Origin of the sequence: Ectobacillus funiculus (genome assembly GCF_004138295.1) — a bacterium.
Taxonomy (GTDB): Bacteria; Bacillota; Bacilli; order Bacillales; family Bacillaceae_G; genus Ectobacillus; species Ectobacillus funiculus.
The window spans coordinates 31,436-52,031 of the sequence record NZ_SCFM01000013.1; the positions used below are offsets into that span (position 1 = coordinate 31,436).

16 protein-coding genes and 1 pseudogene are annotated in these 20,596 nt (G+C 35.6%); 15 read left to right on the top strand and 2 right to left on the bottom strand.

All coding sequences use genetic code 11. The annotated features are described in order from the left end of the window. Positions 1-11 precede the first annotated feature (11 nt). The 10 genes and pseudogenes from EP737_RS10390 to EP737_RS10435 all read left to right on the top strand — a co-directional run bounded on the left by EP737_RS10390 (position 12) and on the right by EP737_RS10435 (position 14,423). On the top strand, positions 12-3,860 hold the full coding sequence (locus tag EP737_RS10390; RefSeq protein WP_129727908.1) for a cold-shock protein: 3,849 nt from the start codon (positions 12-14) through the stop codon (positions 3,858-3,860). Next, entirely contained in the window at positions 3,853-4,368 is a 516-nt protein-coding gene (locus EP737_RS10395) for a hypothetical protein (protein ID WP_129727909.1), read from the top strand. Before EP737_RS10390 ends, EP737_RS10395 begins: the two co-directional genes overlap by 8 nt. Before the next feature lie 19 nt (positions 4,369-4,387). Next, positions 4,388-7,351 carry an ATP-binding protein gene (locus EP737_RS10400; protein WP_246040232.1) on the top strand — a complete coding sequence of 988 codons (2,964 nt, stop codon included), beginning with the start codon at positions 4,388-4,390 and terminating at the stop codon, positions 7,349-7,351. Positions 7,352-7,365: 14 nt separating this feature from the next. Continuing rightward, positions 7,366-7,977, top strand: coding sequence for a hypothetical protein (locus EP737_RS10405; RefSeq protein WP_129727911.1), 612 nt, complete (start codon positions 7,366-7,368; stop codon positions 7,975-7,977). Between the two features lie 68 nt (positions 7,978-8,045). Beyond that, entirely contained in the window at positions 8,046-8,717 is a 672-nt protein-coding gene (locus EP737_RS10410; protein ID WP_129727912.1) for a DUF2971 domain-containing protein, read from the top strand. A gap of 108 nt (positions 8,718-8,825) precedes the next feature. Beyond that, a pseudogene (locus EP737_RS10415) lies at positions 8,826-9,471 on the top strand (IS6 family transposase). A 149-nt stretch (positions 9,472-9,620) separates the two neighbouring features. Next, positions 9,621-10,751, top strand: a complete 1,131-nt coding sequence (locus tag EP737_RS10420; RefSeq protein WP_129727913.1) for a DUF4145 domain-containing protein — start codon at positions 9,621-9,623, stop codon at positions 10,749-10,751. Positions 10,752-11,095: 344 nt separating this feature from the next. After that, positions 11,096-12,088 (top strand): tetratricopeptide repeat protein, encoded by a 993-nt coding sequence (locus EP737_RS10425; protein WP_129727914.1) that lies wholly within the window; start codon positions 11,096-11,098, stop codon positions 12,086-12,088. 47 nt (positions 12,089-12,135) lie between these two features. After that, entirely contained in the window at positions 12,136-12,936 is an 801-nt protein-coding gene (locus EP737_RS10430) for a hypothetical protein (RefSeq protein ID WP_129727915.1), read from the top strand. A gap of 77 nt (positions 12,937-13,013) precedes the next feature. Beyond that, positions 13,014-14,423, top strand: coding sequence for a DUF2325 domain-containing protein (locus EP737_RS10435; protein ID WP_129727916.1), 1,410 nt, complete (start codon positions 13,014-13,016; stop codon positions 14,421-14,423). A gap of 603 nt (positions 14,424-15,026) precedes the next feature. Here the strand turns inward: EP737_RS10435 and EP737_RS10440 are convergent. Beyond that, entirely contained in the window at positions 15,027-15,410 is a 384-nt protein-coding gene (locus tag EP737_RS10440) for a hypothetical protein (RefSeq protein WP_129727917.1), read from the bottom strand. 323 nt (positions 15,411-15,733) lie between these two features. Between EP737_RS10440 and EP737_RS10445 the strand changes: the two genes are divergently transcribed. Both EP737_RS10445 and EP737_RS10450 read left to right on the top strand, forming a co-directional pair. Next, on the top strand, positions 15,734-16,663 hold the full coding sequence (locus EP737_RS10445; protein ID WP_205650917.1) for an ADP-ribosylglycohydrolase family protein: 930 nt from the start codon (positions 15,734-15,736) through the stop codon (positions 16,661-16,663). A gap of 193 nt (positions 16,664-16,856) precedes the next feature. Then, positions 16,857-17,183 (top strand): hypothetical protein, encoded by a 327-nt coding sequence (locus EP737_RS10450; protein ID WP_129727918.1) that lies wholly within the window; start codon positions 16,857-16,859, stop codon positions 17,181-17,183. Positions 17,184-17,535: 352 nt separating this feature from the next. Here the strand turns inward: EP737_RS10450 and EP737_RS10455 are convergent, their stop codons facing one another. Then, positions 17,536-18,429 carry a phospholipase D family protein gene (locus tag EP737_RS10455; protein WP_165350748.1) on the bottom strand — a complete coding sequence of 298 codons (894 nt, stop codon included), beginning with the start codon at positions 18,427-18,429 and terminating at the stop codon, positions 17,536-17,538. 332 nt (positions 18,430-18,761) lie between these two features. On the opposite strand from EP737_RS10455, the gene EP737_RS26520 reads away from it, so the two are divergent. The 3 genes from EP737_RS26520 to EP737_RS10465 all read left to right on the top strand — a co-directional run bounded on the left by EP737_RS26520 (position 18,762) and on the right by EP737_RS10465 (position 20,516). Next, a complete protein-coding gene (locus tag EP737_RS26520) occupies positions 18,762-18,884 on the top strand; it encodes a hypothetical protein (protein WP_281278886.1) in 123 nt (40 codons plus the stop codon). Between the two features lie 156 nt (positions 18,885-19,040). Beyond that, entirely contained in the window at positions 19,041-19,445 is a 405-nt protein-coding gene (locus EP737_RS10460) for a hypothetical protein (RefSeq protein ID WP_129727920.1), read from the top strand. 132 nt (positions 19,446-19,577) lie between these two features. Then, positions 19,578-20,516 carry a restriction endonuclease gene (locus EP737_RS10465; protein ID WP_165350749.1) on the top strand — a complete coding sequence of 313 codons (939 nt, stop codon included), beginning with the start codon at positions 19,578-19,580 and terminating at the stop codon, positions 20,514-20,516. The last annotated feature ends 80 nt before the right edge of the window (positions 20,517-20,596 follow it).

Sequence of the window (20,596 nt, forward strand, 5' to 3'; positions counted from 1 at the left end):
GGTGTGATATTATGATTCCATCTATTCCTGAACTTGATCAATTAGAGCAACTAGCCTCGAGCCAAGAGCCTTCTTTAGAAGGCTCTTGGGCTCACACAGTACAGTTAGTCGATCATTTATACAATTCATTTTGTAAACGAGACCCAATTAACAACGAAGTGTTGTACGAATTATGGACAACCATGTTTGAACTAATAAATGAACTAGAGTTGCAGACAGCGAATCGTCCCATCCCGTTTGATACAGTGCATCAGTTGTTTTCTTATAGTTCAAAAGCAATCGAAAAAATTATACAAAATCCTAGTAAGAAAATGATGAAAGAGACAGCAATGGTTTCACCCAACCGTTTAAAATCTCCAAGGACGAAAACCATGAATTGGATGGCAAAGCAGCCAGGGCGAAACATTCGTGAAAAGCTTGCAGGGAAAAACCGCGTATTAACCGAGCAAAACGTGTATTCAATTCAAACAAAAGAAAATGCTGTCTTTATGAAGGTAATAAAAAACTTCATGATAGAATTCCGTAATCGTCTAGAATACGGTATTAATACAGAGCTTTTTGATTTACAGCAGCGTGACAACGAGTTATTTGATGAAATTGATAATTTTTTAAAATTCGCGACAAAGTTAAAACACCAAGAACTTGGCGATGTGCAGATTGTTCCTGTAACACAGCCGAATAACATATTAATTGGCGATAAAAACTATTCTATTATTTGGCGCACCTATCAATTATTGAACACACGCAAAAATAATTTGGAAGTAAGCTGGAACTATGCCATTGAACGTTATGTCTTTTTAACTTTTATTCAGCTTGTTTCACGACTAGGACAATATGAGCAATTAATTCTTGAAGATGGATTAGGGAAAATCCAGGATACACAAGGTTTTATGGGGATTAATCAATATGAGGAAAGCAGTAAAACAAGCTTCCGATTTTTCCGAAAGCCAATCGAGAAGGGTTCAATTATTATGGTAAACCGTGAGCAAGGCTACGGCTTTATTAAAACGAAGCAGCATTCAAAGATATATTTTCATAAATCACTTTTGGGCGAAGAAACATTTGGTAAGCTGAAATCGAAGGATGTAGTCTATGTTGAAGCACAAAAAACAAACAAAGGTATAAATGCAATTATTTGTGCAGTACGGCCAATCTCCTATTCAATTGTGGTAGTTTATAACAAATCTACAATTGAATTAAGACTTGAGCAATGGGAGAGAACAATTGATACAGCAAACTACTCATTAACTAATTGTGAAACTTGGTATTACAATTTCGAACAACTCAATGCAACGCTAGAAGTTAACCGTGGTGTTCCAATTACAATTTCAGGGCACGCATCTACTAGTAAAGTACCAATGTACAAAGTAAAAAGCTTTGCTGATATGCGCTATATAAATGAATTTATTGATCAGTTAATAGTAAAGTTGAAGAAAAAATATCAACTTCAATTAAGAGAAGTTGTCACTACGGAAGAACAGCTATCTGTTCGGAATGCAGGAATTGATTTTACGAGGATAGTCCCTATGATGCTAGTAAATAATGAGAGCTGGGACAAGACTCATTATAAAATGCTTCAATTTACAAGGGGTATTGAAACAATGCTAGCCTCACCGAATGAATCTCATTTATATTCATTAAATCAAAAAGTGTACAACCTGTACAATGCATTCAATCCAAAAACTACGGATTATGGTATGGTTATGCAAAGCTACTCGATGTTGATAGCACAACTTCGGCAAAAGCTCCCTTTAGAATTGCAAACACCGTTTATTTATCTTGTGCCCGACAATATAGATGAATTTGCACAAAAAGACATTAAGAAAGCACTAACAGTTCAGTATCCGACGTCGTTTCCGATTTGGCGAAGTGTTGCGGGTGCTTTAGCGGTTGAAAATGATATTTTAGCTGCGCACGCAAATACGATTTTAGTTATTGATACACATGGAAATGAAGCAAGTGCAATCAAATTAATAAGAAAAAAGCATGGAAATAAGTCATACTTTCAGCACTACCCACCATTTGAGGCACCTAGAAAAAGTAAAGAAGTAACGCTTGAAAGCTATTGTTTTGAATATTTAAGACTCTATGCAACCAAATACAAAGTCACGTTTACATCTGAACAAATTGAACATTTATTACAAAGTGGAATTGCTGAAAAGCTACTTTTAGCAAAGCAGGATACGTTCATTGTTGCTGACCATGGTGCTTCGCCAATTGAGCTAGTTTATGATGAAGAGCTTGTTAAACAGGTAGAAAAAAAGTGGTTTACTAGCTTTTCAACGTACATTTATCAACTGCAGGAAGTTCTACGAGAAGAAAAGGTGTCAAAAATTGATTATATTGTTGTGCTAGGGGATCATTTATTTGATAAGCAACCTCTTAAAACTCTTTTCAAAGAACGATTTAAGGCAACGTATTGTGCAACTGTTCAAACTAAACAAGCCCTAACAGCTATTGTTAATGATGAAGTGAATGAAAAGCTTGCTCAGAGTAAGCCGTTATGGTTTGAATATTTACCAGATTTAAGCTTAGAGGTCGTGAAAAATGGCCACTACTCAAAGCTTCAACTAATTAAAGATGAGGCTATCGGTAATACGATGGGGATGGGTAAGGTATTTGAAGTGCATGAGCACTTAATGTTACCGAAAGGGCAGAAGACGTACCGCTTTCCACTTATTCGTGAGGGGTCTACAAATACCGAGCTAGATGCTATTATCAGGGATGTGAGTTTCCCGCTAAGAAGTGATACAGAGGTAAAATTGTCCATTGAATATAAATATGGCTATGAAAATAGCTATCGTTTATTTATTCAAACAATTAATACAAATGCTCCGTTCAAAAAAGTCGAAGCAGAATGGGTGGAAGAGTTAGAACCTGAGATGCAAACAAAATCACATTTAGATATTCCGCCAAGTTTCATGCATGAGGCTGACTTAGAGCGCGAGGTAGAAAAGCTATCAGCATTTATACAATCAACAGAAAAAGTAATTACCCGGCAATTACCGAGAGATTTTGCTGATCAACAGACAATTCAAAGGGCACATCGTATCTTCCATAGTACAATTTATCATTTACGTCGTATTGTCGTGCAGAATAATGAACTTGCTGAAGCGTTCATTAATGACTTCTACTCTAGCGATTTATATGTTTATTGTTTAGAAATCGATAATTATATCGCAGATCATTTATATGAAGACTATGCAAGAGATATTCAGTTATTTAAAACTGATATTTGGCGTTACTTATGTAGCTTCGGCGAACATATCCACGAAAATGTGTGGGATTATGTAATGAAAAATCTGAACAAATTCGATGACAAGGTAGGCATTGCATTATTGTATCAAAATAGTGATAACGAGCAACTGCTAGCTTTCTTGAAGAAAAAAGTAGAGAAAAATCCACAGCAAATAATTCGTTCACTACGCGATACGTTGTGGCGTGACACAGACTTATTACTAAACATTTATCGATATAATCCTAAGATTATTGAAGTAATGTATCAAGAAATTTATACATGGATTAATAGGGTTTACAGGAACCAAGGGGCATTAAAGCCGAAGGTGTTCCGTGATTACTGCGAGGTATTGTTAGCCATTCTAGCACTTCGGGATAAGCCTGAATTTAAACGTTTAAAAACTGGCTCAACAACAATGCGGAAACTTGCAAAATATGTGCGTAGTATTGATGCACGTTGCTATGAAATAGATAGTAAACCACTTCACTCTTACTTACAGTTTAATCTGCAAAAGCCAGAGGATTTGTGGAAAATGAGCGACTTAGCATTCGTTGTAAATGCTTACTTAACAGGTGAATTAATGGACAATTTAATTTCCGTTCGGGAAATTTCAATTGAATAAAGTAGGTGCAACTATGGGCTGTATCTTTATTATTGTGCACAAGAACAAATTTCAAATCTATGAGCGTACAGAGCGTTACCAGAATGAATTAGTCCGCATTAAGTGTGAAGATGAGTTTTATCTAAGGCATGACGATTATAGCCAAGCAGGTCAGTTTCTATCAGCAGAAATTAAGGATGAACTAAATATTAAGGATTATTCTAAATATGCAATTCTGTTTATCTATGAAAGTATGAGCGTAGCAGAAGTTGTAGAGTTTATGAGTACGTTTCAAGATGCAAAGCAGTTTCAACAAATGACATTAGGAAATGCACTAACCTTAGTCACAATCACAAAGAAAATATATGACCCGAACAAAGCTTTATATGTATCATATGAAAATAGCACGTATGAAATTAAGCTCAATCAGTATCGCTACTTTGAAACAAGGCAAAACTCAGTAGCATCAATGTATAGGTTCAATGCTCCAGAGCTTATTAGTTACTTAAGTGGTATTTGCGCAGAATAAGGAGGTTTGCAATGTGCAAATGATTCAAGAGGGGTCAAAGCAGATGTTTGCAATTTTAGATGAAATGCAACGTGCTGTTACAATGTATGAGCCTTACGAAATTACTACCAGTGAACCGCTGGAATTGAAATATAAAAACCTTTGTTTTTTTAAGCTCTGTTCCTTAACATATGATGACAAATTACCATATCGTGAGGCAATTGAAAATATTTTATCAACGTTAGAGAATGAGTACTTTAATTTTGTTTATTTGTTATCCGGTGATCTAACAGGTATTACCATTTATCTAGGGATTGTTAAAAACTGTGATTTGGCAACAGACTTTTCTGTTGCCAAATATGGTCGAAAGCTTGAAGCAGCATTTAATGGTTATTTCCAAGGGAGTATCTTAGAAAAACTTGTAGCCGAACAAGTTGAAAAAGAAATCATTGAGCCGCTACAACATGTTCGTCGTATTAGTGTTATAACTGGTATACCGTCTATTCATGAATCATCAGCAAGCAAAAACTTAGATTTTCAAGGGATTGACCGCCTAATTAATAGTATGTCGAATGAAACCTGGAAATTGCTTATCATAGCAGAGCGTGTTAAGCAAGAACACGTTGTGAACTTACAAAATGAGCTATACAATCTATATGATTTTCTACATCTTCAATCAAAGCAATCCATTCAGGTATCAAGCAATATGAGTGAAGGTGAATCAACCTCTCAGACAAAAGGTAAAAGTCAATCGAAGTCAAAGGGTGCTAATGAATCTAAGGCTTTTAATGAAAATAAATCAACGTCTAGTGGCAGTTCATCTAATAATACAAGCAAATCAACAGGCAATACAACAACTCGCAGTACTAGTGATAACCAAACGACTGGAACAAATTCCTCGGAAACAAGCGGTACAAATAAATCAATGGGTAAATCAGAGACAATGACCATTGATATTGTAAATAAACGTGTACAGGAAGTCTTAAAGTATATTGATGAGGTACAGTTTGGACGTTTAAAACTTGGCATAACCAAAGGACTATTTAAAACGGCTATGTACATTTTGGGTGAAAACTTAGACCAACACGATCGGTTAAAATCAAATGTTTTAGCCATTTTTCAAGGTGATCAGCCTACAATGAGTCCGTTACGAGTTAATGAAATAAAGATGGCAAACGGGCAAGTGCTAGCAGATGTTATTAGCTCGTTTCAACTACTCCGTTTTCCAACAAAATTTCAGCCATCTACAGCACTGTTGCATGGGACCCCACAGTTAGCTAATGAGATGGAACTTGCAACATATATGACGTCTAAAGAACTCAGCCTAGTTGCTGCAATGCCGCAAAAGGAGATTACTGGATTAGCATTAAAGGAAGGCGTTGATTTTGGGTTAAATGTTATACCGAAATTAGAGCATGAAAATCCGATAGAACTTGGCTATTTAATGAAACGTGGGCACAAGCAACCGGCAATACCAATTAGTTTAACGAAGTCCCAAATCAATAAACACATTTTTATTGGAGGTGTAACTGGTTCTGGGAAAACGACGACATGTCAAAAACTATTAATTCAGTCCGAAATGCCGTTTATTGTTATTGAGCCTGCGAAAACAGAATACCGAAGCATGATTGATATGAGAGGCATGGAAGATGTTATTGTTTTCACATTAGGGAATGAAAAATATTCACCTTTCCGTTTAAACCCATTTGAGCTACTAGAAGGAGAGGGCATCACTTCACATATTGACATGCTAAAGGCAACCTTTACAGCTGCGTTTCCAATGGAGGCAGCGATGCCTCAAATTTTAGAGGAAGCGATGTATGAATGTTATAAGCAGTGTGGTTGGAATATTGAGGATGATACAAATAATTATTGTAACAATCCTTGGGCAGCGAACGGTGAATATTTTCCCACTCTAACAATGCTGGTAGAGCAGCTTAGCGAGGTAGTCAATAAAAAGGGATTTGGTAATGAACTCCGGGAAAATTATATTGGTTCCCTCGTAAGTCGTATGTCTAACTTGACAATTGGCTCAAAAGGTTTAATGCTTGATTGTCATCTATCCGTTGATTTTAACAATTTGCTCGATAAGAAGGTTATTATTGAAATGGAGGATATTAAATCACAAGAGGATAAGTCACTAATGATGGGACTTATTTTAGCACGAATTGGGGAAACAGTGAAACGTAAGTATAAAGCAAATCGTAACTATAAGCATATTACGCTTGTTGAAGAGGCACATCGTTTATTATCCAAAGTTGATTATGGGGACTCTTCTGCAAAAAAAGCGGCTGTCGAAACGTTTAGTGATATGCTCGCAGAGGTGCGCAAATATGGTGAAGGGCTTATTATTGTGGATCAAATCCCAAATAAACTTGCTAGCGAGGTATTAAAAAATACAAATACGAAAATTATTCATTGTATTTTTGCAAGAGACGATAAGGAAGTAATTGGTGATACGATGCTTATGAATGATCGTCAAAAGGAATTCCTATCAAACTTAAATGTTGGTGAGGCTATTTTGTTCACGGCAGGTTTACATAAGCCAGTGCATATTGCGATTGAACGCATGACAGACACGAGTGAGAATGGAGTAGAGGATGAACGTTTAAAAGAAATTGGTATGCTGCAAAAGCAATTATTCTTTAAAACGTTTTATCCAATGCTAAGTATTTTGGAACTCCCGCTTAAAGGTACTGAGCAAGCGAAAACCGTGTATTCCATTTACAAAAATATTGTTGCTCGTGCAACGTCTATTACACAGCAGGAGTGGGATAGGTTTGTCGATCAACTAGAGGATTTTGGGAATAGTTACGACAAAGCACCGGTGCAGCTATGGAAAAACTTATGTTTATTCCATAGTATTCAAACACATCATTTTCATTGTAATCGATGTGACAAGTCAGCTATTCTCAAGGCAGCAGATGATTGTTATCGTCAATTCTCATTAAATATAGAAGAGGTAAATCCAAGTAGTTTTGAATATACACTTATTTTTGGATAGGAGGACGGATGTACATGTCTCTAATTAGTGCATTAGTAGGTATTGTCTCTGTGGCAGTTTCTGTCGCGGAATCATTGACGGTTATTACTACAGCTATTTCAATTGTTGCTCATACTGTAATTTCTGTATGTAAAGCACTCGGTTTAATTGAGAACCCAGAAATTAAAACAGAGGACTTAGGAGAAAAAGCGTTAGTAGCTGAAGAAGAAGGATTGAAGCCAGAAAAATTTAAAACATATGAGGAATATGTACAAATAATTGAAAAATTTGAAATCGATCCACTGAAGGCAGAAAAATATACATCTGAACAAAAGATGCAAAAAGGTCTGGAGTTAACATCGGGTCTCTTGATTGATAAGTATGGTCTATCAGCAGGGGATGTTTTAAGAGAGGTAGCAAAAAGACCTATTTTTTTTGATACAGCCCGTACATTGCACTATTTAGAAAAAACATCTTCAAATGATTTAAACATTGGTGATGTTTCAAAGTTCTTAGATGGGAAGTTAAAAAATGTTGAGGCATTACTACATGCAAAGGAACAAGTGATTAGCATAGAAAAAATAATTAATCCTGAAGCAACACCACGTCAATTGCAACAAATTATTGATGCACAAAAACCTCAATAATTATCAACCTTTGTAAATTATTTTTAAGAAAATAACAAGGATTAAGATTTTGAAACGAGGAAAAATTAATGGGTATTAGTATAGATGATTGGCATAAGAGAATTAGTAGCAGAACTGATTTAACTGGGAGAATAACACATTTGACCAAACCATCAGAGGCGGTTACTCCAGGAATGTCATTTGAGGATATAAATATAAAAGCTGTAGATAACCTAATTAATATTTTAAAGAATCAAAAAATAAATGGAAGCACTACAAAATCTGGATACATAGTAGGTAACAAAAAAGCAGTATGTTTCCAAGATGCTCCTTTGTATGCCTTAATCCAAAATGTTGAACACGAAAAATACAGAAGAGACAATAATCCTCAAGAGAAATTACGTTATTGTGGGGTCGGTCTCTCATTTATTAAATCCGATGTATATTGGCACTACGGTGGTAGACCAGTCATTTATGAAAAAACAGACATAGCTAAACAGTTCCTACCACAAGAAGAGTGGTGGCGAATTGTTAATTATGAGTTTAAACATGACGAAAAACAAAAAAACTGGGATGTAATTGATTGGACACATGAGCGAGAATGGAGAGTTCCTGGAGACATGGAGTTTCAATTCGATAAAGGTTATGTACATGTGGTTCTATACAATCCGGCATGTTTTAAATACTTTTTAAAAGAATGTCCCCCAGAAATAGTTAATAAGTTATGGGGGATAACGACTTTAACAAGTGTGTTAATGTAGCAATTTGATCATATTTTAGTTCTGGTGCAAAAACCTCGAAGCAATTGCAATTAATCTCTAAAGCTTGGACATACTAATACTGCTACTCTAAAAAAGGACGTGATCAGTATGGAAAAGCAAAATCTATTCAAGTGGAAACATTATCAACCTGTTATTATTTTGTTAACCGTGAGATGGCACCTATGGTACACAACTGAAGTTTTTTATAATTTAGTCGAAATGATGGAAGAACGAGGCTTATTTATTGCTCACACAACTATTACGCGTTGGGTACAGCAATATTAGATGGGCGAGTATATGAGACATATGTGAAAGTCAAGGATCAATGGATGTACCTATATCGTGCCGTTGATTGAGAAGGAAATACGATTGATTTTTATTTAAGCAAAACAAGGAATCATAAGGCTGCAAAGCACTTTTCAAGAAAGCTTTGCGGTCTTTTCATGTTTCAAAGCCTCGTGTTATTACAGTCGATAAGAATCCTTCTTCTGTAGCTATTGGAGGGTTGAGAAAAGAGAAAAAGATGCCCGTAGGCATCTAAATAAGACAGATAAAATATCTTAATAATATTGTAGAACAAGATCATCGTTTTATTAAAAAGAGAGTTCGTTCGATGTTATGATTGAAAATATTTCGTACAGCCAAATCCATTCTTTCGGGAGTAGAAGCGATACATATCATTAAAAAGGACAGAATGCTTATGATTAGTTTTTTCATTTGTGGGATGAAACCGGTAGTTGTACAGGTACGATAAAAAGTATTTGAGTATGTATGTGGAGAAGATTAGTGTTATGTGCTGTATGAGTAGAATAAATACATGTATTTGCTTTGGAACCGAATCATCTCTCTATATGATAGAATAAAACTATACATAGATTGTTACCGAATAGGGGGAACTATAATATGGACAAACAATCCTATTTCTACAAATTCCTTGAGCCAATTTCAAAAGAGTTGGCGTTGGTGGCGTGTGAGCTTGAAAATAGTATTTTTACAAGCCCACGTACGATGCTCACCCATGCAAGAATATTTGTAGAAAGTATACTACAGAAAGTGATTCGAGCAGAAAAATTACCAGATGGGCCATGGACAAATTTAAAAGAACGAATTGACTTGCTTAACGAAAACGGCTATTTAATTCCTCAAATTCGCGATGCACTTCATTCTGTTCGTCAAATCGGTAACCAAGCTGCACATGATACTCGGATGTTTCGTTATTCAGAAGCACTTTTGTCCTGGGAATCTGTTTATCAAATTGTTAAATGGTATGTTGAAGTATACGGACCTGTAGACTTTACCGTTCCTAATTATCAAGACCCATCACCTAACGTGAAACAATCTTATGACATTACTGAACTCGAAAAACGACTCAAAGCTCTAGAAGAACTACTTAGAGGAGCAATCCCAGGACCTAATGGACACCCAAGGGACACAGGAACAAATAATCCTTCTGTCACTACACCTCCAGAATCGGAATTTCCAGGTTTTACAACAATTCGCACACTTACATATAAGAACCAACAACTTCAAGTCCCATACTTCTTGCGCGATGCGTTTCTATTACCTCAACGATTTGCCATTTCTGAAACCTTTCTTATTAGACTTGGAGCAGAACAACAGGCACGTATTATGAGTGAATTACCAAACAATCTTGAAGGAATACATAAGTTTGTGAAACGTTATAATGAAAAAAATGATGAAAGTCTCTTCCAGGAATTAAAATTATTTATTGAGGAAGAGAAAATTCGTAAACAGCTTGTAATGGAACGTCCAGGAGAATTATTCTTTTTTTATAAAGCCGACCATATTGTGGTGACAGAAGAGTTGTCAAAGATACCTCTAACCACTGCTGAATTCACAGGAATCTCTAACCTCCTTAGACAACTAAACGAAGATCAAATTGAAACGGTCGAACAATTACCAAGGGAGCTTGTCATTCTTGCAAAGTATGAAAATGTTGGGGTAGGGACGGTAGAGAAGTTATTCGAACAGTTAAAGAAGAAACAACAGAAGAGGGTTCTGGTGCAAAAATAATTCATCAGAAAGATAAAATGATAATACCCTGTTAGATTTGGTAGTAAGCAGCTAATTGAAGTAACTTATGAATAAATTTAACTTCATTTTGGGAAGAATTCATCCCATGGCGAATTTGCTTTTTTAACCATATGTATTGCTTCAATGCCACTTAGAATCGCACAAAGGCTTTCCTCGTATATTTAGTTTTTGAAGTTGACATGTTGAACAAGCAACATTGGATTGAGGATGGGGGGCAGGATAGGATTTATAAGGTGCCTATGCTTAGTTTTTTCATTTGTGGGAGTTTACCATTGGAACTTTTTTCATAGAACAACATAGTTTGGTTTTAAGGAGGAAAAACCTTGGAAACAATACAACAATTAAAGCAACGGCTTGAGGATTGGGAGGATATGCAGGGAATCGACGAGGAAGAGGACGAGCAGGAGTGGATTCAAGCGGGGATATCACTCTATGAAAAGTGTATTGAGGTAGACAGCGCAAATAAAGGGGAGTATTTACAGTCACTTTCCCGGTTGTACTTGAACTTTGGAAGAAATGAAAAGATGAAATTTTCCCATTTCCAAAGAGCAGTCCGTTATTTGAAACAGGCTACATACATAGATTATAAGGACCCCAGACCGTGCTATCATCTTTCGTTCTTATTGGAAAAGGAAAAAAATTTTGAGGGAGCATTGTTTTACGCGGAACGTGCAATTAAATTAGGGTTAGATGAAAAACTCAAAAACAAGCTCTTTTGCAATATGGCTCTTTGCTATTACAAGCTTTTGTATATATCAGATGCGTTTCACTACCTGCTTAAAGTAGAAGAAAAGACCAAGTCTGATCCTGCATTAGCTACATTTTTAAAACCTTATCAAGCAAAAATAAAAGCTTCAAAAAGAAAAGGGTATATTCCACTTACGCAGCAACATGGAACTTTAATTGAAACAGAAGAGGATATAGAAAATAGTGTCATGACTGGAGAGCGTGTAGTACTTATCATTCATCCATTTCAAACAATTTTGAATGGTAAAATGGAGAGTGTCCAGATTTCATCAGTAAAGGCGCAAATATTAGAAACGATCATGCTTAGTGAAACCGGAATATCTATACCTCAGATTGCGGAAGTTCTTTGGGGCCATGATTCTGAAAATATGTCAGACTCCTATGTCCCGAGAATGATAAAGGATATTCGTTCGGATATTAAAATTACAACAGGGGTTGAAGGAAAGGCTCTCCTAAAGACGGTAGCAGGAATTTATGTTTGGGACCATCAATTGTTAAAAGGAAGTATTCATTACAAAAACATGAGAAGTCGACGTTCAAGTTCCAGTGAGGGGATTACAATTTTGTAATCCTCTTTATTTTATACTTAAGTTAACAAATAGGGAGGTGCTGAAGGATGAAATCAAATTTATTTGCACTTGAGTTAATGGATGGTCAGGAAAGGTTGTTTGAAGCATTAGAGATGAGAGGCTTTTTAGTGGAGAAGAAGGGACCATTTCTTACGTTAGTTAGCGGAAGCGCAGCGTTAGATTATCCAGCTTTAAAGGCACTATTAACGAAATTAAGTATTCCTATATTTTGGGATGGTAACAACTTTCAACTGCTTGTAAATAGGTTTCCAGTAATAATGATGAAAAAAATTACTACTGAGATGGGCCGCGAATTTCCAGTTAATATGAATAACTATCATTACAAATGGAGAGCCTTTGTGAATCGGAAATATGGGCTAAAAGTCAATACGATGGAATTAGACCCTTATATTGCATGCTTAGTTAAAACTGTAAATCAGGCTGGGATTTCCTGCTTAGCCGGATGCGATGGGCATTTAAAACATGCACCTAATTTACAATTTTCAGGTGTCTATAACGGTGCTTGGTTCCATATTATCCAAAAGAGATATCTTAATGAGTTGAAATTGAACTATACGTGGGAAGTCACCTTTAAAGGGGGCACAGGCGCGCAGTTTGTTGCTAGAAAGGGGGAAACAGAAAGCTGGGATATGAAAAAAATTTATGAGGATACATTGAAGATGGCTTATAAGTTAAAGGAACACTCAGAAGAAATAAGAGAAAGAAAGATTTATTCTTTTAAACGAAACCAACAAATGAAACAAAGAGCTGAAGGCTACAGAAAGAGTGGTGATTATGTGAAATTGATAGAGTGGATGGAAGAAATGAGTACAGCAGAAGGGAAATAAAGTAAATTACAGTTTTGTAATCCACCCAAAGTTATAATGGAGTTAACCAACATAACGCTTAGTAAAGGGGAAATAACATGATGCATCCCAACCAACAAGTCCATCTAACCTACTATTACTTTAGTCGTTGTCCCGATTGTAAAAGATCGGTAATGAAAATTGCCTACGATCTTGGATTAATGAAGATCTCTGAGCTTAATGTCTCTAATCTAAAACTAGAGATAAGGCCGATTTTTTGTATGAACTGTGGGGAAGATATGTACCCGGAAGAGTTATTATTAAAAGATCAGCTTTCAAATAAAATTCTTAATCGCCGTGTAATTGGAAAAGATATAGATGTAGCGGGGGACGATGGAGGTGTGTATGGCTCGGCTTTAACTGAAGAAGAGGCCCAATTTCATGAAGTAGGTGTTTCTAAACAAGCAGATACTTTTGCACAACAAAAAGATGCTTTCTGGGAAGCATACACCGTGTATGCTCTAGAGAAATGGGATCGAATCTGTCGTGAACTGACCATTAAAGAGATAAACGATGCGCTCATGCTATTAAATAGGAAACAGTTTCGCCCAAAAGTAAATTTACCTGAACTGCGAAGAGATGTGAAAAAATACTGTCAAACGGTTAAGGAAAAAAAGCTGTTTTGGAGGGAGGTTAATCGTGAATTGGTGAATGACATCTATCTAAAGACCTCTCCAAAAGACTGGGAAGTGGAAAAAGATATTAAAATATTTGGTGCGGAGAGAATATACTTTACAGTCTTACATTTCCCGCTTCCCCAAGAGCTGGAGCTGTTTCGAGCAAAACATATTAGCAAAGTGATTAAAAAGCCTCAAAAGGAAACAGAGATGCTTATTAATCGATTAACTCAACTAGAATTGCAACACATAAAGTTAATTCATCGATTTCAAAGTACGACACGTCAACTACAAGAAGAACGAGCTGCAAAATATAATTTGGAAGAAAAACTATTCGAGTTCTATGAAAAGCAAAGGGATTTCGAACGGCAGAATATCATCAATTTTGAACGCAAACCCGATGATATTCGAAAAATCAAGGAATATAAAGGGCTAATTGCCGAGCTAAAGGCAATGAACCGTCAACTTCTTGCTCAGCTTAAGCCGGATACGCCGCAGGTACATATCCAAGAACAACCTTTTGAAGATGATGTTGACTCACCAAAAGAGATTCAAGTGGATATTAGTGTTTTAAAAGGAAAAACAGTTGGTATTATTGGTGGTTATCGGCGCAAGGAACAAGAGTTGCTTCTGGAAAATTGTCAAATTATTAAGCATAGTGGTGAAAAATTAGATTCTGCGTTTTATGAGCTTTTAAAAAAATCAGATGTCATTGCGGTAATCACTAATTATATTTCTCATGCAGCAATGTGGGAAGCGAAGGAAAGAGCCATTGATGAAGGGAAACAGATTGTTTATGTTACAAGCTTAAATATCAAAAAAATATTGGAGGAAGTAGTAGATAAGTTCTGACTTCTTCGGTTCTCTTTGATTTTTATATCGTATAAAAGGAAAATTTTATTGATTTAACAGTTTAAATGGATTTACGACTTCAAAAACAATTTTAGAAAGATATTTCATGGTTGACCATACTACTGTATCCTTAAGAAGATATCCTAAAGTTGAAGGATATTACAAAGAAGTTGATGAATTTTTTGGTATAAAACCTAAACAGCCTTTAAAAATCTTTGGATGGAATGATTACATTCACCACAAGCCCTCAAATATTAATTTAATAGTGAATTGGATTAATCTATTATTGAATTAAAAGGAAAAAGAAACTGCCAAGTTAGTTTCTTTTTCTCCTTAAACAAACTTTTTCAGTCCATTCATTAGGACTACAAGGTTTTTTATATGATTCTGACTAGAATCGAACCAGTGCTCTCCATTCTATTAAAATCATACATATATTTTACATCTAGGAAATATCGAGAAAAAAGCTAGTTATATCAAGGGTTTACAGGGTATTTCATGTTTTCTCATACAAAACCTGTGACATAGAAAAATAAAAAATCTTGACCAGTCTTTAAATGCTTGTATAAAAGGATAGATACTGTCAGACGATTAGTGGTAATCTTATTTTGTCGAAGATGCGGAAAGTAATTCTTCTAATTCTGACACGGAAATATAGGCTTTTTCTGAACCCCTACCGAATCGACTTAATAACAAATCATATATTTTATTTAATTTCTCTAAAATCTCATTTTTTGCTTCAATACCATCAAAATAGAATCTACCAATTTCTTTTTCTGGACCCTTTTCAATCTTGTACCATTGTTGAGGATTGTAAACGCCGACTACTTTATTTTTATAAATGTTATCCAGGCCAGCTACATATCTGATTTGATCTTTCTTAATTTTATCTTTACTTATTTTCCAATTTCCAGAAGTGGCTTCATATGGAGCTTTTCCTTCTTTAAGAGATCCCCCAATTTTTAATAAAAGAATTAAATCGTTCATTTCTACAACTCCTTTTTAATGTATTGGTTAATTCAAAAATACTTACTAAATCTACTATAATAAAAAAGATAGAAATTATAAGTACAAAGAAATTATACTATCCCAAGTAATTCCAGAACATTTTTTTATCTCATTTGGAATGTGTGTTTTATAACGTTCTTCGTCAAAGTCACTATCAATATTGACTAGTAAAAGGACTGATTTTACATATTAAAAAAATATGCGCGAATAAGCGATCTGTTTGTACATCACGCACAGTGTCCGACGTGCAGAGAAAAACTTACATACCAAAAGATCGTGATTGAATGGGAGGAGAAACAGAAATGATTCAAACAATTGATCGCTACAAAGGAAGCCTTTTGGGATTGGCAGTAGGAGACTGTGTGGGAGTAGCTTTAGAGTTTAAGCAGCCAGGGACATTTCAACCCGTAACAGATATGCTGGGCGGAGGACCGTTCCGTTTAGAGAAAGGAGAATATACGGATGATACAGCGATGGCGCTTTGTCTCGCAGACAGCTTGCTTGCATGCAGCGGATTTGATGCACATGATCAAATGAAACGTTATGTGAGGTGGTATCGGGAAGGATACAGAAGCGCAACAGGTTGGTGTTTTGACATTGGTAATACGACGGCAGATGCACTGAAGCTATTTGAAGAGACAGGAAAGCCTTTTTGTGGTTCGACAGACGAGTGGTCTGCAGGAAATGGCAGTATCATGAGGTTATGTCCCATTTCTTTATTTTATGTAGAAGACCTAGAGGCTGGTCTTGAGATGGCAGGAGAAAGCTCCCGGACGACACACGGAGAAAGAAGAGCCGTTGATGCGTGCAGATATATGAGTGGACTCATTATGGGAGCATTGCATGGTGTAACAAAAGAAGAGCTCTTGCAACCATTATACTGTCCAGTGCCAAATGCATGGGAGAAAAAACCTCTGCATGATGAATTGACTGAGGTAGCCAAAGGATCTTTTAAGCATAAGCAACCGCCAGAGATTAAAGGAACTGGCTATGTGGTTGATTCATTAGAGGCGGCATTATGGGCCTTTTATCATGGGAAGAGTTTTGAGGAGGGCTTGCTGCTTGCTGTGAACCTTGGAAATGATGCAGATACAACGGGTGCTGTTTATGGCCAGATTGCCGGAGCGTATTATGGTGTGAATGCAATTCCTGAGAAATGGCTTTCTGCGGTTAAGTATGGCGATGAGATTGGGGATCTTGCTAAGCAACTGTATAAAAAAAAGAGTCAGTAAAGCAAAGTTCGTTTGTTGTCTAATATTGCATCAGTCCATAGTTAAACCTGTTGAGTGAATGTCATTTCATAACCGTGGACGATTGGATAGTGCTCCTACATATGCTTCATACACTTCGGACAATGTGATACACAAAAAACAAATATACCTTTTATAGTTAATATTATAATTAGGAAGTAAGGGGGAGTATTCGATGGAGAAACTATATAAGATTTTTACTAGTAACAATTTCGAATTTACAAAGGAAACCAATAAGGCTGTAGAGTTTGAAAATATTAAAACTAAAAATGTATTATATTTATTGCCTACCCAAGAAATAAGTATTGTTTTGAATCCAAATATTGTCGAAGGAAATTTAACCTTAAAAAGTAAAAGTAATGACAAGTATCATAATACTGCATTAAGACAATTTCCTAAGAGAATGAATAATGGACAAAATCCAATACATTATGGATATTCTTTCAAATTTAAAACAGAAGGTGAATTAGACTGTTTTTTAAATAGTTTGAATAATATTTAGTTCATTACTCTGGACATGTTGAGTGTGTTTCACAACTAGTCTTAAAAGAAGAAGCAGGAACCGATTACGGTTCCTTGCTGCTATTGTCATATAATCAAAATCTTAGAACGGGTGAATAGCATATAATTACGATTTAAGTTGATATCATTAAGTTTGTCCACCAACATTTAGTAATAGCAATCTTATCTTAAGTCTTAATCAGGCAATGAAAATTCACTATGTGTGTAAAATTTGACGCCTACGCTTTAAGCCTAGTTCCTTCTGTTTAAGGAATTGAGTGTTATTTTGTTTGAAGGGGAAGTAATGAAAACATACGAAACAGTAATATATGCTAAATTAGCAAACTTTAAAGTTATTTTGGATAAACATTCTGAAGATCCCCCTCTAAATCCCTATCCAAAATAACTCGTTCCTCCTTTATCCTAAAGGTAATTTGGTTATGTAGATCAATACCGATACGAAATTGCCAGCTCTTTCTAGCACCATCTAAATATTTCTCTGTTAAAAATTTACCTACCTTTTTATACGGGACAAAAAGTGTAGCATCAGGGTTCTTCTCATCTCCACCCAGCTTAAAAATAAAATTTTGCTTTTCTTTTTTGACTAAATACCCTGTGGTCTTTGCCAGTGAAAATTGAAAGTACCAGAGATCATCTTTAGGTGGAAACTGATACCTAGAAAACATAGTAAAGTTTTTAGGCTTACGTTCAATTTTCATTCCATTAAGTGCTTCTTGATACTGTTTCAGTAATTGTTTTTTATATTTTTCTACCTCGTACCTCCATTCCCCTTTCAGATCAAGAAACTCCGAAGGAACTATATAACGTTTTTTAACGTGAGTGAAATCTAGTTCTGTAACTGGAAGCCTGACCATATCCTCAACATTTCCCTCACCCGATTTCCCTATTAATTCCCATCCGCTTGAAGTTAGGTTAGCAGAACCTATATATGCATACTTTTGGTCTAAAAGATAGATTTTCGCATGAAGGTTCTCCAGGTATCTTAATTCAAATCCTGCTTGTGCTAATAACTCTAACCCTTCAACTTCTACTGTTCCTATGACATACTCTGGACCCGGGGGAAGAGTAATGAAGAGCCGAGATGAGATACAAGAAGGTAAAGTCTCTATCAATCTTCTTACCGCGTTTTGTGTAATATAAGGGGAGATGATGGTAATCGACTGTTTACAACTTTTTAAGTCTTTAGATATAGAGTTTTTAAATTCACTTCCTAAAAATTTGGGCATAATTTTTCCTCCTATGTAATTATTATACATTGTAACAAAGGAAGGATTTAGGTTAAAGAAAGTTCCTTTCATCGAAATAACTTTTTAACTTTGAGGAAGTTATTACTATAGCTTTTCTTCAGGGGAATGTTTAGTTTTTATGGAAGCTATAGTTTTCCTGCTCGTAGGAAGTTTAATTCGTTAGGAATCTTGTTTAACCATATCATAGTTCGGAATATAATCTGATTAACTATTTATATTATGCAAGGGATATGAAGGTATATGCTGAGCAAATTTGGGTACTCAAATAGGAAGATCTTACTTAAATCGGAACAAAGAAGATTGGCTGAATTATGAAAGTTTTGAACTACATTGATAAAACAGGAAAAATCATTTGGGATGGAGAAGAGGTGGTATTAGATACAGAGGAGCAAGAGGAATTAAGAAGGCAATGTGTTTTAAATAGTTTGTTGTAAGAGCAGAGGGCGGGAAAGGTACTCACGTTCTTTTCTGTAGTTGAATAGTATTATCTAGAGAGGTTAATACATTGTGAAGGCTAAATGAAGTATTGCTTTTAGCGTAAAGAAATAAGTGGTAATATATGTACAATTTATTTTGAGGGGGAATCGAATATGAATCTATTTATCATTAATACTAATAAACAAAGAGAGCATAGATATGAGCAAGAAATGTTAAAGGAACGAAAATGTGCAGCTTATCGTTCTACTAAGCATGAGATTGAAGGGATTCAAACAGGTGATAAAGTATTACTATACAGCAATGAGATAGGGATTATTGCGAGAGGAATAGCGGACGGGAGGGTTCAGAAGAAAGAAGATAATGGGGAAGTAGAGGCAGAATATTTTATGTCTTTGGATGAGTTTTATGAACTAGTAATACCAATTCCCTATGGTGACATCGTTTCTATAATCAAGCAAGTAGATCCTTTTTTTGCAAGACCATTTAACAGAACATCTTTAAAATTTGGGCCATCAATTTCTAGAGAAATATGGGAAAAGGCTTATAAATATGTTTGAATTTGATGTCTAATTCATAAATATAATAACGTAGTTTCTCTGAATTAGGGATACTTATTTAATAACTGGATTAAAGGAGGAGTGTTAATGATTTACAACTTTAGGATTGATAGAAATCGAAGGGATACAATAATGAAGAGATTGAAAGGAGAGGGTGTCCTTTCTCAAGGATGGGGAGGAGGTGAAAATGGAGGTTTAAGTATTGAACAGGACAACTATCAACTTTTGTGTAAGAAATACTATGAACTTACGAGTACTAGGATCCCAACTAATTTAATGAAAATGAAGTTATTTAGAGACGGTGACATTTTAGTCACTCCACATTTCCCAGAGAACGGAACGGTATCAATACATATTGTAGACGGGAACTATCCTTCTTGCTATGTGTATAATCCAGAAGATGATACACATTTGAACCACGTAATCAAGGTGAAAAAATCATATGGATTGAATGGAAATATCAGTATTTACAATCACAGACTGGCTTCATGGTATGGAAAACTACAATGGTTAAGATTGCCGATTTTACCTATAGAACAATTTGAATCCAAATTTAAGGAAATCATATATGAGTTAGAGGAGAATGCTGCCGCTACTTTTAACTTATCCTACATAGAGGAATATTTGCATGAGCAATATTCATTGATTCTTCATAGATTAAAGGGGAGCCTAACTAATATTAGTCCAAGTATAAGTCATATCTCCTTTGAGGCTGTTTGTGAGCATTTATTAGTAAAAGAGGGGTATAGGATCCAAAATAAAAATGTTTTTGATGGCAAGGGGGGAGATGTGGATTTACTTTGTACAAGGGAGAGAACAGAAATTTCTCCCTTTGAAACGGGGCAGACAATCTTATTTGTTCAAATCAAGAAACATTCCGGAACGACTGACGCCCATGCAGTACGACAGTTAATCCAAATGATGGAAAAGGAACCAAGCGCGGATGGATGTGTAATGTCATTAGCTGACGACTTTACTGAAGAAGCTTGTAAGCTAGCTGATGAGAAAGGAATACTGTTAATGAATGGGGGAACAATTTGTAGATTGTTACTTAAAATAATGACAGCATAACTTGACTAGAATAGACAAAGATAATTAATCATTCTATATATTGGTTGAAATAAGAGTGAAAATAAACCATCATACCTATA